Genomic DNA, 15131 nt, shown 5'->3' on the forward strand with positions numbered 1-15131 from the left:
TATGTATATTTATGCATATCTAGAGCATGGCTTGATTTTTCAATAAATCTACAAAGGTAGCAAAGTATGTTTAAAGACACAAAAACTATGCCTATTTATATCTTTAGGTATATCCAATTTATAGAGAATATGACCTAGCAAGGAGTTAACATCATGACGAGTAACAACCTCTTCCTTATCACCAAAACCCCTAATATTGATCATCATTAAAGACCTTAGTAATAAGGATCTTGATGACTACACAAACTCCTACTAAGTTCATCACGAGAAACATTATAGTTCCGGCTAGCGGGAATTGTTCTGCGTAGTATATAGAATAAGGTCTAGAGTATAGGGTCGGATCAACAATCCAATAGTAGCACAAAAAGGACTCACCTAGCATCCAAAGGGCAAATAAGAAAATAGCAATACTTGAACTTATGGCCTTCAAGTTAGAACCCACGACAAAAGATGAAAAAGAGATAGAGAAAATATCTAAAATCCAGACCGGCATGTTTTTAGTAGCAAGGTCAAAAAACCACGGTAAATGCCAAGTTACTATTATCGTTAGTGCTAAAAGTAACAGTAATGGATTTTTAAAAATGTCCCTTGATTCTTTATACCCGAAGTAAATAAATAATGCTACGACCGCGTAGTGAACAAGCATGGGTATAGACGGAGATATAGACAAGATATTAAATGAAATTGGTAAGTAACCGGCTATGATAATTATAGCAGCTTCATATATAATATATTTTTTAAATAAATTAACTCTCTCCGAATAGTTATAAAAATGATTATTATTAAAAAATAATAACTTAACTTTATTGGTAAGGTTCAAGGTTTAGACACCGAAGAACGAGATTTGCCCTGGAGTAAACGGATGGTAGATCGGGAGTTGTAGATAAAGCATGGTAAAGACTACTATCCATATTCCGTCTACGAAGTGCCAATAGTAAGAAGCTGCTGTAGACGCTTGATACGGTATAACCTTCCTAGCCCTCAGTAATGTGAATGCCCATAATGTCAACCCCATGATTACGTGAAATCCGTGTAACCATACTATAGTATAGAAGAAAGATGTTATAACATTGTCTTGGGGTAGGAAATTTATGATATGAGTAAACTCATAGATCTGGCCCATAAGAAATGTAAAGCCCATTAAAAACGCTAATAGACCTAAGTACTTAAACCTCTTAATCTTGCCTTTCAACAGGCTGTCGTAAGAGAAGTGGGCCGGGATGGAACTTGAAAGTAGAATTATAGTCATAACCAACGGTAACCCGTACCAGTCTACGTGAAATGCGTCAATATATGATTGCGCAGACGGGGTCCAGTTTATAGTATAGAGGTAACCGCCTATAAAAGACCCAAACAAGAAAATCTCAGCTATTATGAAGTATATGACCGGAGTCCTAGCACTTATTGCACTGCTTATACCTTCAGGCGTCACATTTGCTGTATTAGTCCCGCTATAAGTTGCCCCAGCCATTTTGGAGAAGGTAGGGGTGAAAGGCGGTAGAGCTTTATACATCTCCCTGAAGTAGTCGTGATACATCCAATACATCCCTATGCCTATGAAAGCCAATATCATGGGTATACCTATTATATACAAGCTGAACCTTAAGATGAATAGGAAACCCATGGGCGGAAGGAAAATCGTCAGCCCTAATAGAGAAGGTAAAAACGTACCGTGTCTGTTCTCCGGTACTGAGCCGTCCATTTCACGACCGAACCCTAAGGGTAGGGCTACAGGTCTAATGTAGAAGTCCGGTAGCCCCATGGCTTCAGCTCCCCAAGGGTCTAAACTGTTCACCTTAGGGCCTTTAACCCATGCATAAACAAGGTTACCGACCAGCAATAATATTCCTATACCCATTATTAGCCCTCCAACGTCAATAAGGATTTGGAACGGGTAGTATATCATAGAAGGAACCCATGCGTACCTCCTGGGCATCCCTAAAACGCCTTCAATGAACATACCAGTCGCTATGACAAAAGACCCAGCAAACGTCATGACTGCACCGCTTTTGGCGAGTTCTGGGTCATACATCCTCCCGCTAAAATATGGGAAGTAATATAAGAACCCTGCTAATAATGCTGCTAATATCGCGAAGACCATATAATGAAAATGTCCTACTACCGCATAGGTCCCGTTAAAGTCATAATCTAGCGGTATTAAGGGGAAAAATACTCCGGTAATCCCGCCCACCAAGAAGAGCGTTATAAACCCTATCACGAGGACTGAGTAGCCGGAGACCCTTAACCTACCACCGTAAAACGTAGCTGTCCAATTAACCACTTTTACACCTGAGGGTATTGCAATAGCCATGGTTATCCCAGCTGAAACGCTGTCAGCCCAGAAATTGAATATTGAAGTAAACATGTGGTGCATCCACACGCCTAAAGCACTCAGAAAAGCTATGGCAAATGAAGAGAGGGCTAGTGCTCTATATCCGTATATAGGTCTTCCTACAGACCTGGGTAATATTTCTCCGATCAATCCCATCGCAGGTAAAATTAGGATGTAAACTTCAGGATGGCCGAAGAACCAGAACACGTTTTGCCACAATAGTGGATTCCCACCATAGATGTAATTAAAGAAAGGCAAATTCCAGTTCCTCTCTAAAAAGGCCATTACTAGTCCTCCGGTGAGCGGGGGCAGGGCTATCATTAAGAGGATCGATGTGGCGAAAAAGGACCAAACAAACAGCGGCATTTTGAAGTAAGGCACTTTCTTCAGCCTAGTGATGGTTAAGATGAAATTTATGCCGGTTAAAGTACTGGAAATCCCGGCTACCATAAGGCCTATTTCAATTAAGTCTGCTCCGATCCCATTATTTACCTGCAAGTCCACAGATAACGGAGCGTACATATACCACCCCATATTTACAGTCCCTAGAAGTGGAGAGATCGTTACGAGGGCTACTGCAGGTACTAAGATCCAGAAAGAGAGGGCGTTTATTTTAGGCCAGTATAAATCCTTTGCACCTATCATCCTAGGCACTAGGTAGTTAGCTAGACCGGTTGATAGTGGCATGACTACAAAAAAGATCATATAGATACCATGTAGGGTTAGGGCATCGTAATATGTAGTAGCACTTATATTATTAAACGTTAGTTGGGTTCTCATGAGTACAGCCTCTAGTCCTCCCATTAGCAGGCTGAATAGACCTAGAGATATATACATAATACCTATATCGGAGGCGTTAGTAGTTGTAAGGGCGATATTTAGTATGTCCTTTATCCCCATTCTTTTCATAATCGTCACTTATAAATAAAAAATATTTAAGTAGTATATTAACTTTTTTCATTATAATTTATTTAAGTTCAGTAAATATTGATAATAACGAATAAATATCAATAAAAACAATAAAATACATTAGAATAGTTATAACATTTAAATTAATTAAATTACTTATTTTAATATATAATTAGATAAATGAATAATTGCTGTATAAAATTAAAAAAATTTATAAATGAATATAAAGAAGAAAAATATTGATGAGAATGAAAGGAGTCTCATCTGTCTTTACCTTGATAGTAACAGTAATAACTATTGCTATAATCGTAGGGGCAAGTGTATATACGTTTGAACAATATAATATGTACGTGTCAATGTCGAGAGTATCAATTACGTCTTCTTCATCTGCACCAAAAGCAACGCTTCCTTATAACCCAAATACAAAAACAGTGTATATAACACTTGTCTCATTATCTTCGGGGTCCCCGTTCAATTTTAACGGCACCAGCTTCGGTTCCATGGTAATTTACGTACCCGCCGGTTCAAATCTACAGATAACTTTCATTAACCAAGAGTCGTTACCCCATAACCTGAACTTGGTACAAAACACTACAGCGTCTCCCACAAGTAATTTAGGCGATGACGGTAAAATATTACTTACTATAGGGGCTAGTTCTTCCGACTATACAGTTAACGGAATAGTTAACGGCCAGTCAGCTACGGGTACGTTTAGTGATATCCCTGCCGGGACTTACTGGCTAGCTTGTGGGATAACTGGTCACGCTGAGTCTGGTATGTGGGTTGTCTTAATAGCCTCACCTAATGTCTCAACACCATATGTGGTGACAAGTTAATTTTCGCCAAAATAAAAGTTATTTTTATTTTTTTGAGTAATTTTATGATGTATCTTTATCTTCATAATTAAAGTATAAAAACCATTTTTTATTATCAATAATTAGATGGTGCATTATGTTTAGGCCATCGATTGAACTATTAACCATGATAGGAGCAGCAGTGATCCTTATAGTACTAGGAGGTTTAGCTTTACATTATTTAGTAATAATAGACACTGGGGCATATTTCCCCCATAACGTTAAACCCATAGTGATAAGGGTAATAGCTAGACAGTACGTATGGGAATTTATTTATCCTAATGGTACAGTGAGCTATGATAAAGTCGTAATACAAGCAGGGAAGCCTTATATATTCAACTTAACTTCAGCCGACGTAATCCACGCGATGTACATAGTACAGCTCGGCTATAAATTGGAGGCAATACCGGGATATTATTACCCGTTGTATATAATGGTCAGTAAGCCAGGGATATATAACATATATTGTGCGGAGTTCTGTGGCCCCGGACATTACACTATGATAGGAAAACTGATAGTAGTAAACGGAGGTGGTAAGTGATGAGTACAAAGCTAGGGAGTAGAGACTACGCCTTCTGGGCCATATCTATCATAGTAATGTTCTTAGTATTTGAAGCCTTAGGAAATTTTGGAAACTTATCGGTATTGTCTTCAGCTTCACAAGTATCCTTATATGAGAAGCAGCTCTTTAAGATAACTTATATCGCGGCAGGTGGAGTGTTTGCAATTTTTATGGGGAGCTTAATATTTTTGTCTCTAAGGTTCAGAGAAGTTGAACAAAGAACCCAGAAGACCCAGCCTGACTATGTAAAGGTCTCTATACCACTTTTGTTGATATCTGGGATCATACTTGTCTTTGCGGCTTACCCTTATTTTTCCCCGTATTTACCGTTACAGCTCCAGTTTAACATAGGTATAATAATATCGATGAGCATGGTTCTCCTACTAGCCATTACTTTTGTAGTGTATAAGGAATACTTTAAGGACTAGCCGCTTACTGTTGGTATTAAACCTCTAATGTTAGCTCCCATGAATAGGGGCAATGCTGTCTACAGCCCATATAAAATTTATTAAAAGCATTATATTAAAAATTTTATATAGTTATTGCAATTATTGATAATTATGAGGTTTACCTTTATATTAATAATTATTGTGCTATTAATAATTTCAATAACTAACATGTATGTTACTGTAGAAGGCCCCAGTTTAGCCTACATAATATTCCCTCTAAGCGTTTGGGCGTTTATATCGTTAGTTATTGCGTACCTAGAGAAGAAGGCGTTTAGTTACGTTAAGTCAAACTTTAAGAGGAAAAGTATATCTCTGTCCCTGCTGCTATACCTCCCCGTACACCTTATTATTTATAGTTTAGCCATAGAAAAACTCTTATCATTTATATTTGGGTACCAAGGGATTTTCTCGTCTGCCCAGGTCTTGTTCACTTATACACCCTTCCCCCCTACGTTAACAGGTTTCATATTGACAGTACTCTTCGACCCCTCATTAGACCTATTTATACCACCTGTGTACTACCTTTCACTCACACCTTTTTCTATAATTACAGCCGTAATAATCTCTTTTATTGTATCGGCTAATATAGGAAAAATAATCGAACTCGTCAAAAGCAAACTGAAAGTAATAAGGCAGATAGGGGTAGTACTCTCATTAGGGCTAATAGCAGGGAGCACGTGTTGCCTATCGCTCCCGTCGCTAATAGCACTGTATACCCCGTTTCTGTCAAACCTAGCATATAATACTAAGACTGGCGAGACCATATTGGCCCTCTATTTTCTATTACCCTTAATTACAATTGTCGTGTTGTCTGACCAGTTCCGCAGAGTGATAGAGTTAGATAAGGTCGTTAACAAGTGACTTTGGAGCTTCGGAAATGGAATAAGGACTACTTGGCTTACTGTTTCCTTTTTTTTAAAAAAACCCTAAAGGCCAAAAATTTCAGGGACTAAAAAAAAAAAAAGGTAATGAGAAAAAACATACGTCATTTTTTCTCGTGCTTATGTCCAACTGAGGGGGTAGTCTTTATCGCATTAATAGCGTCTTCTACAGGCATAGCTAAATATGTCTTAGTCCTAACTGTACCTCTACTATTTAGCTCTACAAGTGCCTTCAAAAATGCCTCGACATTATCCACTTCTACTATATTCACGAAATCATGGTCACCGAAAAGGAGGTATTGCTCCTTAACTTTAGCCCCTATTTTACTTAGTTCTTCATTTACCTCCTTTATCCTCTCAGGCTTATCTACTATAGTCTCTGCTCCCTTATCGGTTAAGCTAGAGAGTACTACAAATATTGCCATTATATAACTATTTACAAATTAAGTTCATATACTTTTCTAGTATTTCGTAAAATATTATTTTATAAATAATATTTATTAATAACTTGCTTTTATGAAAGAGGTTAAATGGTTTAACAAGAATAATCTTCCTTACAGTAAGGTCTTGTTTAGGGAAGCGTGTAGGCATGGCACCTCATGGCAGCTATCCGGAAATCATGACAAAACCAACGATAAGCCCCCTTTTTTAAGGCTGGCTAAAGCTTCTTTAATCTCGGTAATGGTTTGAACGTAGGCTGTGGGGGGCAGTCGGGTAATTACCAAGCCCCTGCATGTGTCCCCGCATGGGCCTGCATACATACGGTTCCTGAGAGCTGGTGGAGGGGAAACTCTGTTTGGGGGTAAGGGCTGGAGGCCTAGCCGTGATCTACCGTCGGACGAGTGGGACAGTGTGCCCTCAGTACCATCAGTAATGATGAGAGTGAAGGCGGTAAATCACGAACGTGTGAACCATTCTAGGCACGGGGAGGTAAAGAGAGTGATAGGCTCAGTAATTATTAGTCACGAAAAGTGGCTATTAGTTACGATGAGGTCGAGCTCTATTACCTAGTTTTGTCTACTATAGCCTGGACTACCGATAATTTGTGTTTTAGTCCTTCCTTTAAGCTCTCTTCTATTTCTTCTGGGCTCTCTATCAACTTATAATAACCGCCGAAGCCCTTTACTGTCTCCCCAATATTATACCTCCTGAAATCTGCCCCAGGGTATTCCCCCTTCGCCTTAGCCAACCCTTCAGGGAATACCTCGTCGACAGCCTCAGCACTCGCTAACCAGCCCCCATTATCATAGATCACCACGAGGACATCACCGCCGTAAGTGGCTACGGCGTAATAAAAGGCTTCCGGGACTCCAAAAATAAAACTGCCGTCCCCGACAGTCACTACTACTTTTTTACCTGTTGCCAACGAATAGCCGAAACCTCCTCCAATAGCCCAGCCTAAATGCCCGAAACCCGGGTCGGCAAAATACTGACCGAAGCCGAGTTTGGCATACCGCGGGTTAAATTGGTACTCGTTAAAGACCGTTAGGCCCAGCTTACCCACATAATAAGAGAGGAGTCTAGGGTGTATAGTCTTCATTTTTTTGTACTTTTCGACTTCTTCGGCCTTTTTCCTCTCTTGTTCCCTATGGGCCTCTCTGACTTTCTCTTTTAGTTCGGCTTTTTCCGCCACTTTTAGCTGGGAGAAAAACTCAGATACTGTAGACTGGACACATAAGTCACACGGGAACCCGTAATACGGTATATAGGAGTATGAGGGGTCTACATCTACCTTAATTACCTTTCCCTTAACCCTGACCCTCTTCGGGATCCACGGTACCTCGCTCTCGACTACTATGACTAAGTCAGCGTTAGATATGTCGTAATGGTCTAACCCCATCTCACCTTCATAGTTTACTACTTCCCCGACGTAGTTCAGGACGGGTATACCCACTTCATCGACAAAACCCTTTAAGCTATCAAACCACTCCCTCTTCCTTCCCGCCCTCCATGTGACTATTACGGGATTATCACTCTCTTGGATCATCTTTCTTGCTTTTTCTAAGTCTTCCCTTTTGACCCCCGGGGAATAAGTACCTAAGGGCCTTTCATTCCTCCTTCCAGTCTTCTCCACGCTCACTTCCCTCGGGACCATTAAGTAAACCGGTCCGGTGGGTTCGCTAAACGCGATCTGGAAAGCTCTATTTACGCTACTCTCTATTTGTTCAACTCTCCTTATTTCGAAGTCCCACTTTACCCATTGCCTTACCACTTCTCCTTGGTCTCTGGCTTCTTGTGTCCAATGAATACGCAAGTTCCTGCTGGCCGTACTCCCCTCTTCTGTATAGGGGCTCCGCCCTGCTAATACTATAAGGGGGACCCTCGACGTGAAAGCGTTAATAATTATCCCTAAGGCGTTTGCAGTACCCGGAATAGTGTGGAGTGCTACCACCCCTACTTTCCCTGCTATAGAATAACCTAGAGCTGCTGATGCTGCGGTTATTTCGTGGGGGACTATGACGAACTCCGGTAGGGAAGGGTCTTTTACTTTTTCCTCTATAAACGCAGCGTAATCAGTACCTGATACCATAAAAATTCTGTCTACACCTAATTCCCTAAGTTTGGAGAGTAAGATTTTTGCACCAGTCTCCATGCTCTTATTTCGCGTTCTACAGTTTTATAGTGATCGTTAAAAAAGAGCTCGTGGGGCTGAATCCTTTTTCGTGTTAATAGAAATCTTTTTATGTTCGTTTATTTTACGTTATCTATAGTAAGAATGATCCCTCATTCCGATGTGGGCTATGTCTAAAAGGGTGAGGAGTATAGAGACGTGAGTCCCGTACCGTTGGCTCAGCGGATTCCCACGAATCACCTACAGCCGCGCGGTATGGGCTATCCCTACAGCACGAACAAGGATAAAACGATTGAAATGAAAGCGTAGGGACAAACGACAAAAAGTAGGGTTAAGCGGTCTGTGCCTGACCGTTAGGCTCTAAAGGCTTTTTACAAGCTTATCTAATTTTGTAGTGTGGCAGAACACTTAAAGAGGAATGCCTTGGACTTTTTCGCTGAGTCTGAGTTAGACATTAATAGGGGGAAGTACAACTTAGCCATGTTCCACCTTGAACAAGCATTACGACTGGCTTTTAAATACACGTTGTTTCAACTTAAGGGTAGTTTCGAAAAGACCCATGACATAATTAGGTTGCTCGACGAGGTCATAAACCTGACAAATAACGAGAAGCTCGGGAGGATCAGGAACGAAGAAGCGATTACTCTGGAGGTAATAAGGGACTCATACATAACTTCTAGGTACTTTCCCTACTCAGTGGGCAAGCTGGTAGTTGAGAAAGCGTATAACGTGGCCAAGGCGATATTAGATGAGCTGGTGGAATAAGAGGAAGGAGATCCTAGCCCACGCCAGGGAATACGTCAAGGAAATAAAGAGGATATGTGTAGAAGAGATAGACCATAACTGTAGAGTTATCCTCTTCGGCTCGGTAGCTAGAGGGAATTACAGAGTAGACAGTGACATAGACGTGCTGTCAATTACAGAGCTGGCAGATGATGTGTGGAGGAGGGCTGAGATCGCTTTAAAAATTCACAAAGAGTTAGGTTTTAGTGACCCCTTAGAACTCCACATAGTCACTCCACGCGTTTATGAAGAGTGGTATAAAAAGTTCATTGACGTGTATGAAGAGTTCTAGATAGGCCGGAAAACCGTCTTTGTAACTCCAGCCCGTAGAGGTACCTCATATCCGGTTCGGGGGCTCACAGTAGACCGAAGAAAGCCGTCAAGTCAGGGGAGTGTCAAAGAGGTCTACCGTTATCAGGACCATTAGGACGTGTCCGTGTAAGGCCCTTATCACGATTGGTGATAATGGTGTAATCCCCCCACCGTTTTGGCCACATTTAGGAACGTGGGTGGTCAACGACTGAGACGTGAAGGCTTTCAAAGTTAAGTTTCTCTCAGTTTATTTTGGCTGTAACCTATATATTTCACATGGGATTATTAGGAGAGGAGCTTTACAGCTGTAGTTTATGCCCTAGGCTAAAAGACTACACCCTGTCTATAACTCCTCCCCCACGTTTTAGGGGTTGGGTTTATTGGTCTAAACCGGTCCCGGGGTTTGGAGACCCTAAAGCCAAGATCATGCTAGTCGGTCTTGCACCGGCTGCGCATGGAGGGAACAGGACTGGGAGGAGTTTTACCGGTGACCAATCGGGCCAATGGGTCGTCCGTGGGCTCTATGAAATAGGGTTAGCGAACAGGCCCGAGAGCGTGTCAAGGGATGACGGCTTAGAGCTAAAGTGTGTTTATATTACGAATGCCGTAAAGTGCGCTCCTCCCGAAAACAGGCCGTTAAATGACGAGGTCAGGAACTGTGCTACTACATGGCTCTTGAAGGAGATAACTTCTCTAAGCGACCTCAAGGTTATCTTAACCCTAGGGAGGATAGCGTTTTTCAGCATTTCCATGTTGCTCAACTTTAACGAGAAGTTCCAGCACGGAAAGGAGGTGAAAGCTGGTAAGTACATTGTGCTTGCAAGTTATCATGTGAGTGCCCAAAATACGAGGACTGGTAGACTCACATGGGAGGAGTGGATAAGGGTATTACGTAGGGCTAAAGATCTGGCAGGATGTTAAAGTTAGTAATTTTTATTAGTTTCATCAGTTTCCTACCCTAAGGGTATAACTTCACTATTTGAAGTGACGACGTATATTTCGGCGTTTTGCGGTATTTGAAAATTGAATTCTGCAACAACTTTATTCAACCCCGGGGATAAAAGATCAGTGCTTTGATTGTTAACTAAGATTTTAACAGCTGTGTCATTAGGGTAGTTAACATATACCTTAACAATTTTCACACTAGAAGTAGACTTAAGAGTGAATACTACCTCATTTCCGCTTATTATAGGTGAGCCTACCTGAGTAACTTGAATGCTACTGCTATTACTCCCTAGAATCGCAAATGTAAATCCTACGGTTACTAAAGTTATAATAACTGACGCAATTACTAGAATTAAGGCTACAATTGAATTGGAAATTCCCCGCATCATATTAATATGAAAATTGGTGTAAATAAATTTTATCAGTTCAGAAATGCTAAATACCTATCTTGCAATATTTTGGAAACAATTAGATTTAAAGACTTATCTAGCAAAGCTTTGAGCCAATATATAACGTGTTAATATTCTGGTTATATCTAATTTTACACTATCTTAGAGTAGGAATGATAAAGAAGAATTTTTCCGAGCAGCAGTTATTCTACTTTTCCTTGGTAATACCAAACTCCTAGTATTACCAATAAAGTTTTTAGAGTAGTGCCTAACTTATTGAAAAATGTGAAACACGAGAAATTCATCAACAACGAAAACGAGCTACACAAGGCAAAAAACGAGTTCATCAAAGCGTTCAACTTCTTAGTCGGGATACTGGTCATGGCCGGGCTAAACAAGAGGACAGCACTATCCCTAGCACTCACACCCATAACAGGAGGGAGAGCAAGCATCAGAAACACCTCCAAGACATTCCAACTAAACTACCCCAACCTACTCGAAGCACTAGAACGCCTCGAAAACGCGTGGGAAGACTACCTCCAAACACTACGCAAACAAATAACAGGACCGGTAATAGTAATAACCGACGACACCTTCGACCACAAACCATACTCAAGAGTTAAAGGCACAGCGAGCAAACACGGAAACTACTACATCTGGTGCTCAACACACGCAAAATACGAACCCGGGGTCCAAGTCCTAACAATAGCAATACACGACCTAACCACAGGCAAGACCTACTTGGTCGGCGCGTTCCCCTACACGACGAGAAAAACCTGGGAGAGTGGGATGGTAAACTAGTCCAAGGCCGAGATAGACATGGCTGCAGAAATACTCGAAGTCCTCAAGAAACACTTCACCGTGGTAAGGGTAGTCTTCGACTCTTGGTACTGGTCTGAGAAATTAGTGAAGGGTGGAGTAGTTTCGGAGTTGAAGTCTAACAGGAGGGTCTTCAGGGTCAAGCCCTTGGAAGGAGGGGAGACGTCGTGGGTGGAGGGTCACCCACACGTCAGGGACCTCCCTCCGGGGCCTTACTTAGCCGACCTGACCCTAGGGGACAGAGTTATCACAGTAAAGTTGTTAATAGTAGTATATAAAGGTGATAGGTTAAACTTGTACACTACTGACTTGGACTTAAGCGACGAGGAGGTAATGAGGACTTGGAAGATAAGGTGGGAGATAGAGGAGTTGCACAAGGACATCAAGGCCTTGGGTGTGCAGGACTCCTCCTTCCTCAAGAGGTCGAGGCTGCAGGGTTACTTGTCCCTCTTCGTGATGGTTGTGAACACGGTAAGGGGTTTGGTGTGCTCCCTTAACTTGAGGAGTGTGGAAGAGTTTTTGTGGTTTATTGAAAACCGTTTAGGAGGTGCACCGGCACTGATGAAAATCTTTAAGTTACGTTAAAGTAGAATAACTGCTGTTCCGAGTAATATTCTATGGGTCTCATCAGAGAAAACATTCTTAATTTTTGAACTTAAGGACTAGGTTCTGATTTGTTTAGTCTGTTCCTATTAACTCTACTGAGACTGGGTTTTTATGTCAGTAGGTCTAATCGTATATTCAATCAGAGTATAAAGGACAAGAGATCCCTTTCTAAAATTACGTTAAAGCTTCTAACGGATGGGAAAAGGTATTTTGATTCTAACCAAGTATAAAATGTTTCACCTTTTTATCAAGTTCACCCATATTTCCTAAGACCTTAAAGGGTTAAACCCTTCTTCATAAAATACTGAGGTTTAGCGTAATTTTACAGTCATTGTTACCATTTATTATACTCCATGAGTGTATGAAAGATATCTGTTACCTCTAAAATTACATTAGGAGCATTTACTGTGTTATGCATAAAGGGCTTTATCCTTAAGGGTCTAACAAGGTACAATATACGTCCAAGTATTATACTCGGTCAGTTTATAAAGTGCAGCATTATCGTCAACTTAAGGCTGATACGTATGCGGGACGGGATAGCAGGAACTTGCACTTTATTTTCTAACCAAGTATACGATGTTGTGATGATTTAATAGATAATTTTGAGAGTCTTAAAGATTAAGCTATTTTAGCTGGTGAATAGGTTACGAGTACCCCTAATTAATCTAGAGCGTGTTAAATCTCATTATTTTGATAAGATGAATTACAATATATATTGTGTATTATTTATATATTATACTTTGTCAGGGACTAAAGGGCAAGCCCCCACACTCTGCCTAGCAAATTTTTAGCCCTACACTAACGGTACTCTTGCCCTTTATTAACTGACCGGGTATAAAAAATGCTTAAATATACGGATAGATATTACGTTAAAAACATTTAAAATAAGTATATAATACGTTATCACTATTTTGATAATACATAATCAAAAAACTTGAAAACAGATGGTATCATGAAATAAATATAATACTGATAATGAAAAAATTTAAAATTTATTTTGTAAAGTTTTTAACGTAACTAGACCAAAAAATTTATATTTATCTACTTACAGATATTATTAATAGGAGAAAACAGAATGAAATTCAGCCCAAAAATAAAGTCAAATGCAAAACTATTCCAAGTTAAAAACATATTATTAGTAGCAGCATTAGCAGCACCTATAGTATACGCACTACTCACGGGAGAACTAGCCTCATTAATTCACATTATAATGAGCAGGAGTGACATAGAAGTAGTGTCTGCCTATGCTGGAGGAGGTAGTGCAGGGGGTATAGGTAGCTAATAAGGGCTGTGTAATTAAAAAGAAATATATTTTATATCGTAATGTAAAATATTTATTTTATTTTAATGTTTTTATGTTTAATTTAGTTATTATTCTAAGCGGTGGGGAAATCACTTTCCCTTTTATTTCAAATCTATCTTTCGAACTCTTGTATACTATAGAGGATTTCGGATCTTTTATTCCTTTATATTGTACATCTATTACGTGAATAGGATCTGTGTAAATTTTAGCAGAAAACTTAATTGTCGGAGCATAGAAATCGAATACGAAATAATCTGTCTCAGGGTATAGATAATAGTACGTAATATAGGTAAATGAATATGAATGCCTTGGTAGAACAGGTTTAAGTGTGGGAAAAGTAAAAGAGCATGAATTATGAGGGCAGACGTCCCTATTGAGTACCATCCTTATTTCATTCCCAGTCGAATCGGAATAGTAGAAGTCTCTTCCCCATACAATATCACCATAAAAGTTAACATTAATGTAATTTACATAATCTAACGATAGGTTAATTGTTTTCGTAATTGTCTTATATTCAACAACAACATAATCTCTTGTAACTTCTACCGGTGTAATCATATCCTTCCTTTCCGTAATCACATTTCTTTCCTGCTTTATAACAGTGTATCCTCTTTCCTTTATTCCTAAATCTTGACACCCAAATATTTTCCCCATTTTCTTAGCTTCATTTATTATTCTTCTTAATTCTCTAGGAGATAAATTAGTTTCTTGCCTTATTTTCGAAAGGGGGACGCACATTCGATCTTCTTTGATTGATATTTCGTTCATTACATTAATTATGTCAGATAACGTTTGGTAAAACGCTATATCATCACTCATTACCGTTATTATTATTATAACGTATATTTATATTTTTACTAAGTTTATGTATGTTCAATTAGTTAGGTATTCCAATATTTTGTTCAATATATTAGTATTCAAAATTCCCAATAATTGGGCAGTATTATGAGACTTAATAAGGTAACCCTGAGAAAATTTTACTATTTAATATCCTAAAGACGTAATATCAGTGTGGTTAGTTCACAACTGAAAAATAGGATTATTCGGGTCAAATATTGGTAGTAAAGAGTACTAAATCTGGTAGTATAGCTATCTGTTATCATGAGATTTAGTCATCTTTTGAGAAAAGCTATAGTATAATACTAACTAGATCTATATATTAAAGATAATAGTTAACTATTACGAATATCCGTTTATTAAGTTTTAACCTACGTAAAACAAAAATTTAATATTTTTCAAGATTCAGAAATAATATATTAACTCACAGAACTTGATCCGTTTAGATTTTACATCCACATGCCCGCCGAGATGGTAAGACACATTAACTACACGGTTCGAGTCTATTAACTCTGTTAATGTGAGCAGTGCTAGGTGTTAGGAACGCAATAATTTTTAATCATTTTTAAAATATTGAT

General features: G+C 39.4%; 14 protein-coding genes and 1 pseudogene. 9 read left to right on the forward strand and 6 right to left on the reverse strand.

Annotated elements, in window-relative coordinates:
• Nucleotides 1–190: 190 nt before the first annotated feature.
• A complete protein-coding gene (locus KN1_RS04445) occupies nucleotides 191–820 on the reverse strand; it encodes a DUF1404 family protein (RefSeq protein WP_221289608.1) in 630 nt (209 codons plus the stop codon).
• 3 nt (nucleotides 821–823) lie between these two features.
• On the reverse strand, nucleotides 824–3232 hold the full coding sequence (locus KN1_RS04450) for a cbb3-type cytochrome c oxidase subunit I (RefSeq protein WP_221290548.1): 2409 nt from the start codon (nucleotides 3230–3232) through the stop codon (nucleotides 824–826).
• Between the two features lie 257 nt (nucleotides 3233–3489).
• On the opposite strand from KN1_RS04450, the gene KN1_RS04455 reads away from it, so the two are divergent.
• From KN1_RS04455 to KN1_RS04470, 4 genes are all read left to right on the forward strand, one after another.
• On the forward strand, nucleotides 3490–4077 hold the full coding sequence (locus KN1_RS04455) for a sulfocyanin (protein WP_221290549.1): 588 nt from the start codon (nucleotides 3490–3492) through the stop codon (nucleotides 4075–4077).
• A gap of 115 nt (nucleotides 4078–4192) precedes the next feature.
• Entirely contained in the window at nucleotides 4193–4636 is a 444-nt protein-coding gene (locus tag KN1_RS04460; RefSeq protein ID WP_221289609.1) for a cupredoxin domain-containing protein, read from the forward strand.
• Nucleotides 4636–5085 (forward strand): hypothetical protein, encoded by a 450-nt coding sequence (locus KN1_RS04465; protein ID WP_221289610.1) that lies wholly within the window; start codon nucleotides 4636–4638, stop codon nucleotides 5083–5085. The genes KN1_RS04460 and KN1_RS04465 overlap by 1 nt, the downstream gene beginning before the upstream one ends.
• Nucleotides 5086–5217: 132 nt before the next feature.
• Nucleotides 5218–5967 carry a hypothetical protein gene (locus KN1_RS04470; protein WP_221289611.1) on the forward strand — a complete coding sequence of 250 codons (750 nt, stop codon included), beginning with the start codon at nucleotides 5218–5220 and terminating at the stop codon, nucleotides 5965–5967.
• A gap of 124 nt (nucleotides 5968–6091) precedes the next feature.
• On the opposite strand, the gene KN1_RS04475 is transcribed toward KN1_RS04470, so the two are convergent.
• Both KN1_RS04475 and KN1_RS04480 read right to left on the reverse strand, forming a co-directional pair.
• Nucleotides 6092–6412 (reverse strand): GYD domain-containing protein, encoded by a 321-nt coding sequence (locus KN1_RS04475; RefSeq protein WP_221289612.1) that lies wholly within the window; start codon nucleotides 6410–6412, stop codon nucleotides 6092–6094.
• Nucleotides 6413–6990: 578 nt separating this feature from the next.
• Complete coding sequence (locus KN1_RS04480) at nucleotides 6991–8580, reverse strand: thiamine pyrophosphate-requiring protein (protein ID WP_221289613.1); 1590 nt, start codon at nucleotides 8578–8580, stop codon at nucleotides 6991–6993.
• A gap of 375 nt (nucleotides 8581–8955) precedes the next feature.
• Between KN1_RS04480 and KN1_RS04485 the strand changes: the two genes are divergently transcribed.
• The 3 genes from KN1_RS04485 to KN1_RS04495 all read left to right on the forward strand — a co-directional run bounded on the left by KN1_RS04485 (nucleotide 8956) and on the right by KN1_RS04495 (nucleotide 10575).
• Nucleotides 8956–9324 carry a HEPN domain-containing protein gene (locus KN1_RS04485; protein WP_221289614.1) on the forward strand — a complete coding sequence of 123 codons (369 nt, stop codon included), beginning with the start codon at nucleotides 8956–8958 and terminating at the stop codon, nucleotides 9322–9324.
• Nucleotides 9308–9634 carry a nucleotidyltransferase domain-containing protein gene (locus KN1_RS04490; RefSeq protein WP_221289615.1) on the forward strand — a complete coding sequence of 109 codons (327 nt, stop codon included), beginning with the start codon at nucleotides 9308–9310 and terminating at the stop codon, nucleotides 9632–9634. The genes KN1_RS04485 and KN1_RS04490 overlap by 17 nt, the downstream gene beginning before the upstream one ends.
• A gap of 296 nt (nucleotides 9635–9930) precedes the next feature.
• Nucleotides 9931–10575 (forward strand): uracil-DNA glycosylase, encoded by a 645-nt coding sequence (locus KN1_RS04495; protein WP_221289616.1) that lies wholly within the window; start codon nucleotides 9931–9933, stop codon nucleotides 10573–10575.
• A gap of 32 nt (nucleotides 10576–10607) precedes the next feature.
• Here the strand turns inward: KN1_RS04495 and KN1_RS04500 are convergent, their stop codons facing one another.
• Nucleotides 10608–10988 (reverse strand): hypothetical protein, encoded by a 381-nt coding sequence (locus KN1_RS04500; RefSeq protein ID WP_221289617.1) that lies wholly within the window; start codon nucleotides 10986–10988, stop codon nucleotides 10608–10610.
• A 303-nt stretch (nucleotides 10989–11291) separates the two neighbouring features.
• Here KN1_RS04500 and KN1_RS04505 point away from each other — a divergent pair.
• Together KN1_RS04505 and KN1_RS04510 are read left to right on the forward strand one after the other, a co-directional pair.
• Nucleotides 11292–12392: pseudogene (locus KN1_RS04505) on the forward strand (transposase).
• 1096 nt (nucleotides 12393–13488) lie between these two features.
• Nucleotides 13489–13695, forward strand: coding sequence for a hypothetical protein (locus KN1_RS04510; RefSeq protein ID WP_221289618.1), 207 nt, complete (start codon nucleotides 13489–13491; stop codon nucleotides 13693–13695).
• 57 nt (nucleotides 13696–13752) lie between these two features.
• On the opposite strand, the gene KN1_RS04515 is transcribed toward KN1_RS04510, so the two are convergent.
• Nucleotides 13753–14535: a hypothetical protein gene (locus KN1_RS04515; protein ID WP_221289619.1), complete on the reverse strand. Its 783-nt coding sequence runs from the start codon at nucleotides 14533–14535 to the stop codon at nucleotides 13753–13755.
• Nucleotides 14536–15131 lie beyond the last annotated feature (596 nt).

Origin of the sequence: Stygiolobus caldivivus (genome assembly GCF_019704315.1) — an archaeon.
Classification (GTDB): Archaea; Thermoproteota; Thermoprotei_A; order Sulfolobales; family Sulfolobaceae; genus Stygiolobus; species Stygiolobus caldivivus.

What these genes read in the sequence shown, in the direction of transcription:
- KN1_RS04450 (WP_221290548.1), bottom strand. Translation starts at nt 3,232, where the DNA reads ATGGGGATAAAGGACATACTAAATATCGCCCTTACAACTACTAACGCC.
- KN1_RS04455 (WP_221290549.1), top strand. Translation starts at nt 3,490, where the DNA reads ATGAAAGGAGTCTCATCTGTCTTTACCTTGATAGTAACAGTAATAACT.
- KN1_RS04460 (WP_221289609.1), top strand. Translation starts at nt 4,193, where the DNA reads ATGTTTAGGCCATCGATTGAACTATTAACCATGATAGGAGCAGCAGTG.
- KN1_RS04465 (WP_221289610.1), top strand. Translation starts at nt 4,636, where the DNA reads ATGAGTACAAAGCTAGGGAGTAGAGACTACGCCTTCTGGGCCATATCT.
- KN1_RS04470 (WP_221289611.1), top strand. Translation starts at nt 5,218, where the DNA reads ATGAGGTTTACCTTTATATTAATAATTATTGTGCTATTAATAATTTCA.
- KN1_RS04475 (WP_221289612.1), bottom strand. Translation starts at nt 6,412, where the DNA reads ATGGCAATATTTGTAGTACTCTCTAGCTTAACCGATAAGGGAGCAGAG.
- KN1_RS04480 (WP_221289613.1), bottom strand. Translation starts at nt 8,580, where the DNA reads ATGGAGACTGGTGCAAAAATCTTACTCTCCAAACTTAGGGAATTAGGT.
- KN1_RS04490 (WP_221289615.1), top strand. Translation starts at nt 9,308, where the DNA reads ATGAGCTGGTGGAATAAGAGGAAGGAGATCCTAGCCCACGCCAGGGAA.
- KN1_RS04495 (WP_221289616.1), top strand. Translation starts at nt 9,931, where the DNA reads ATGGGATTATTAGGAGAGGAGCTTTACAGCTGTAGTTTATGCCCTAGG.
- KN1_RS04500 (WP_221289617.1), bottom strand. Translation starts at nt 10,988, where the DNA reads ATGATGCGGGGAATTTCCAATTCAATTGTAGCCTTAATTCTAGTAATT.
- KN1_RS04510 (WP_221289618.1), top strand. Translation starts at nt 13,489, where the DNA reads ATGAAATTCAGCCCAAAAATAAAGTCAAATGCAAAACTATTCCAAGTT.
- KN1_RS04515 (WP_221289619.1), bottom strand. Translation starts at nt 14,535, where the DNA reads ATGAGTGATGATATAGCGTTTTACCAAACGTTATCTGACATAATTAAT.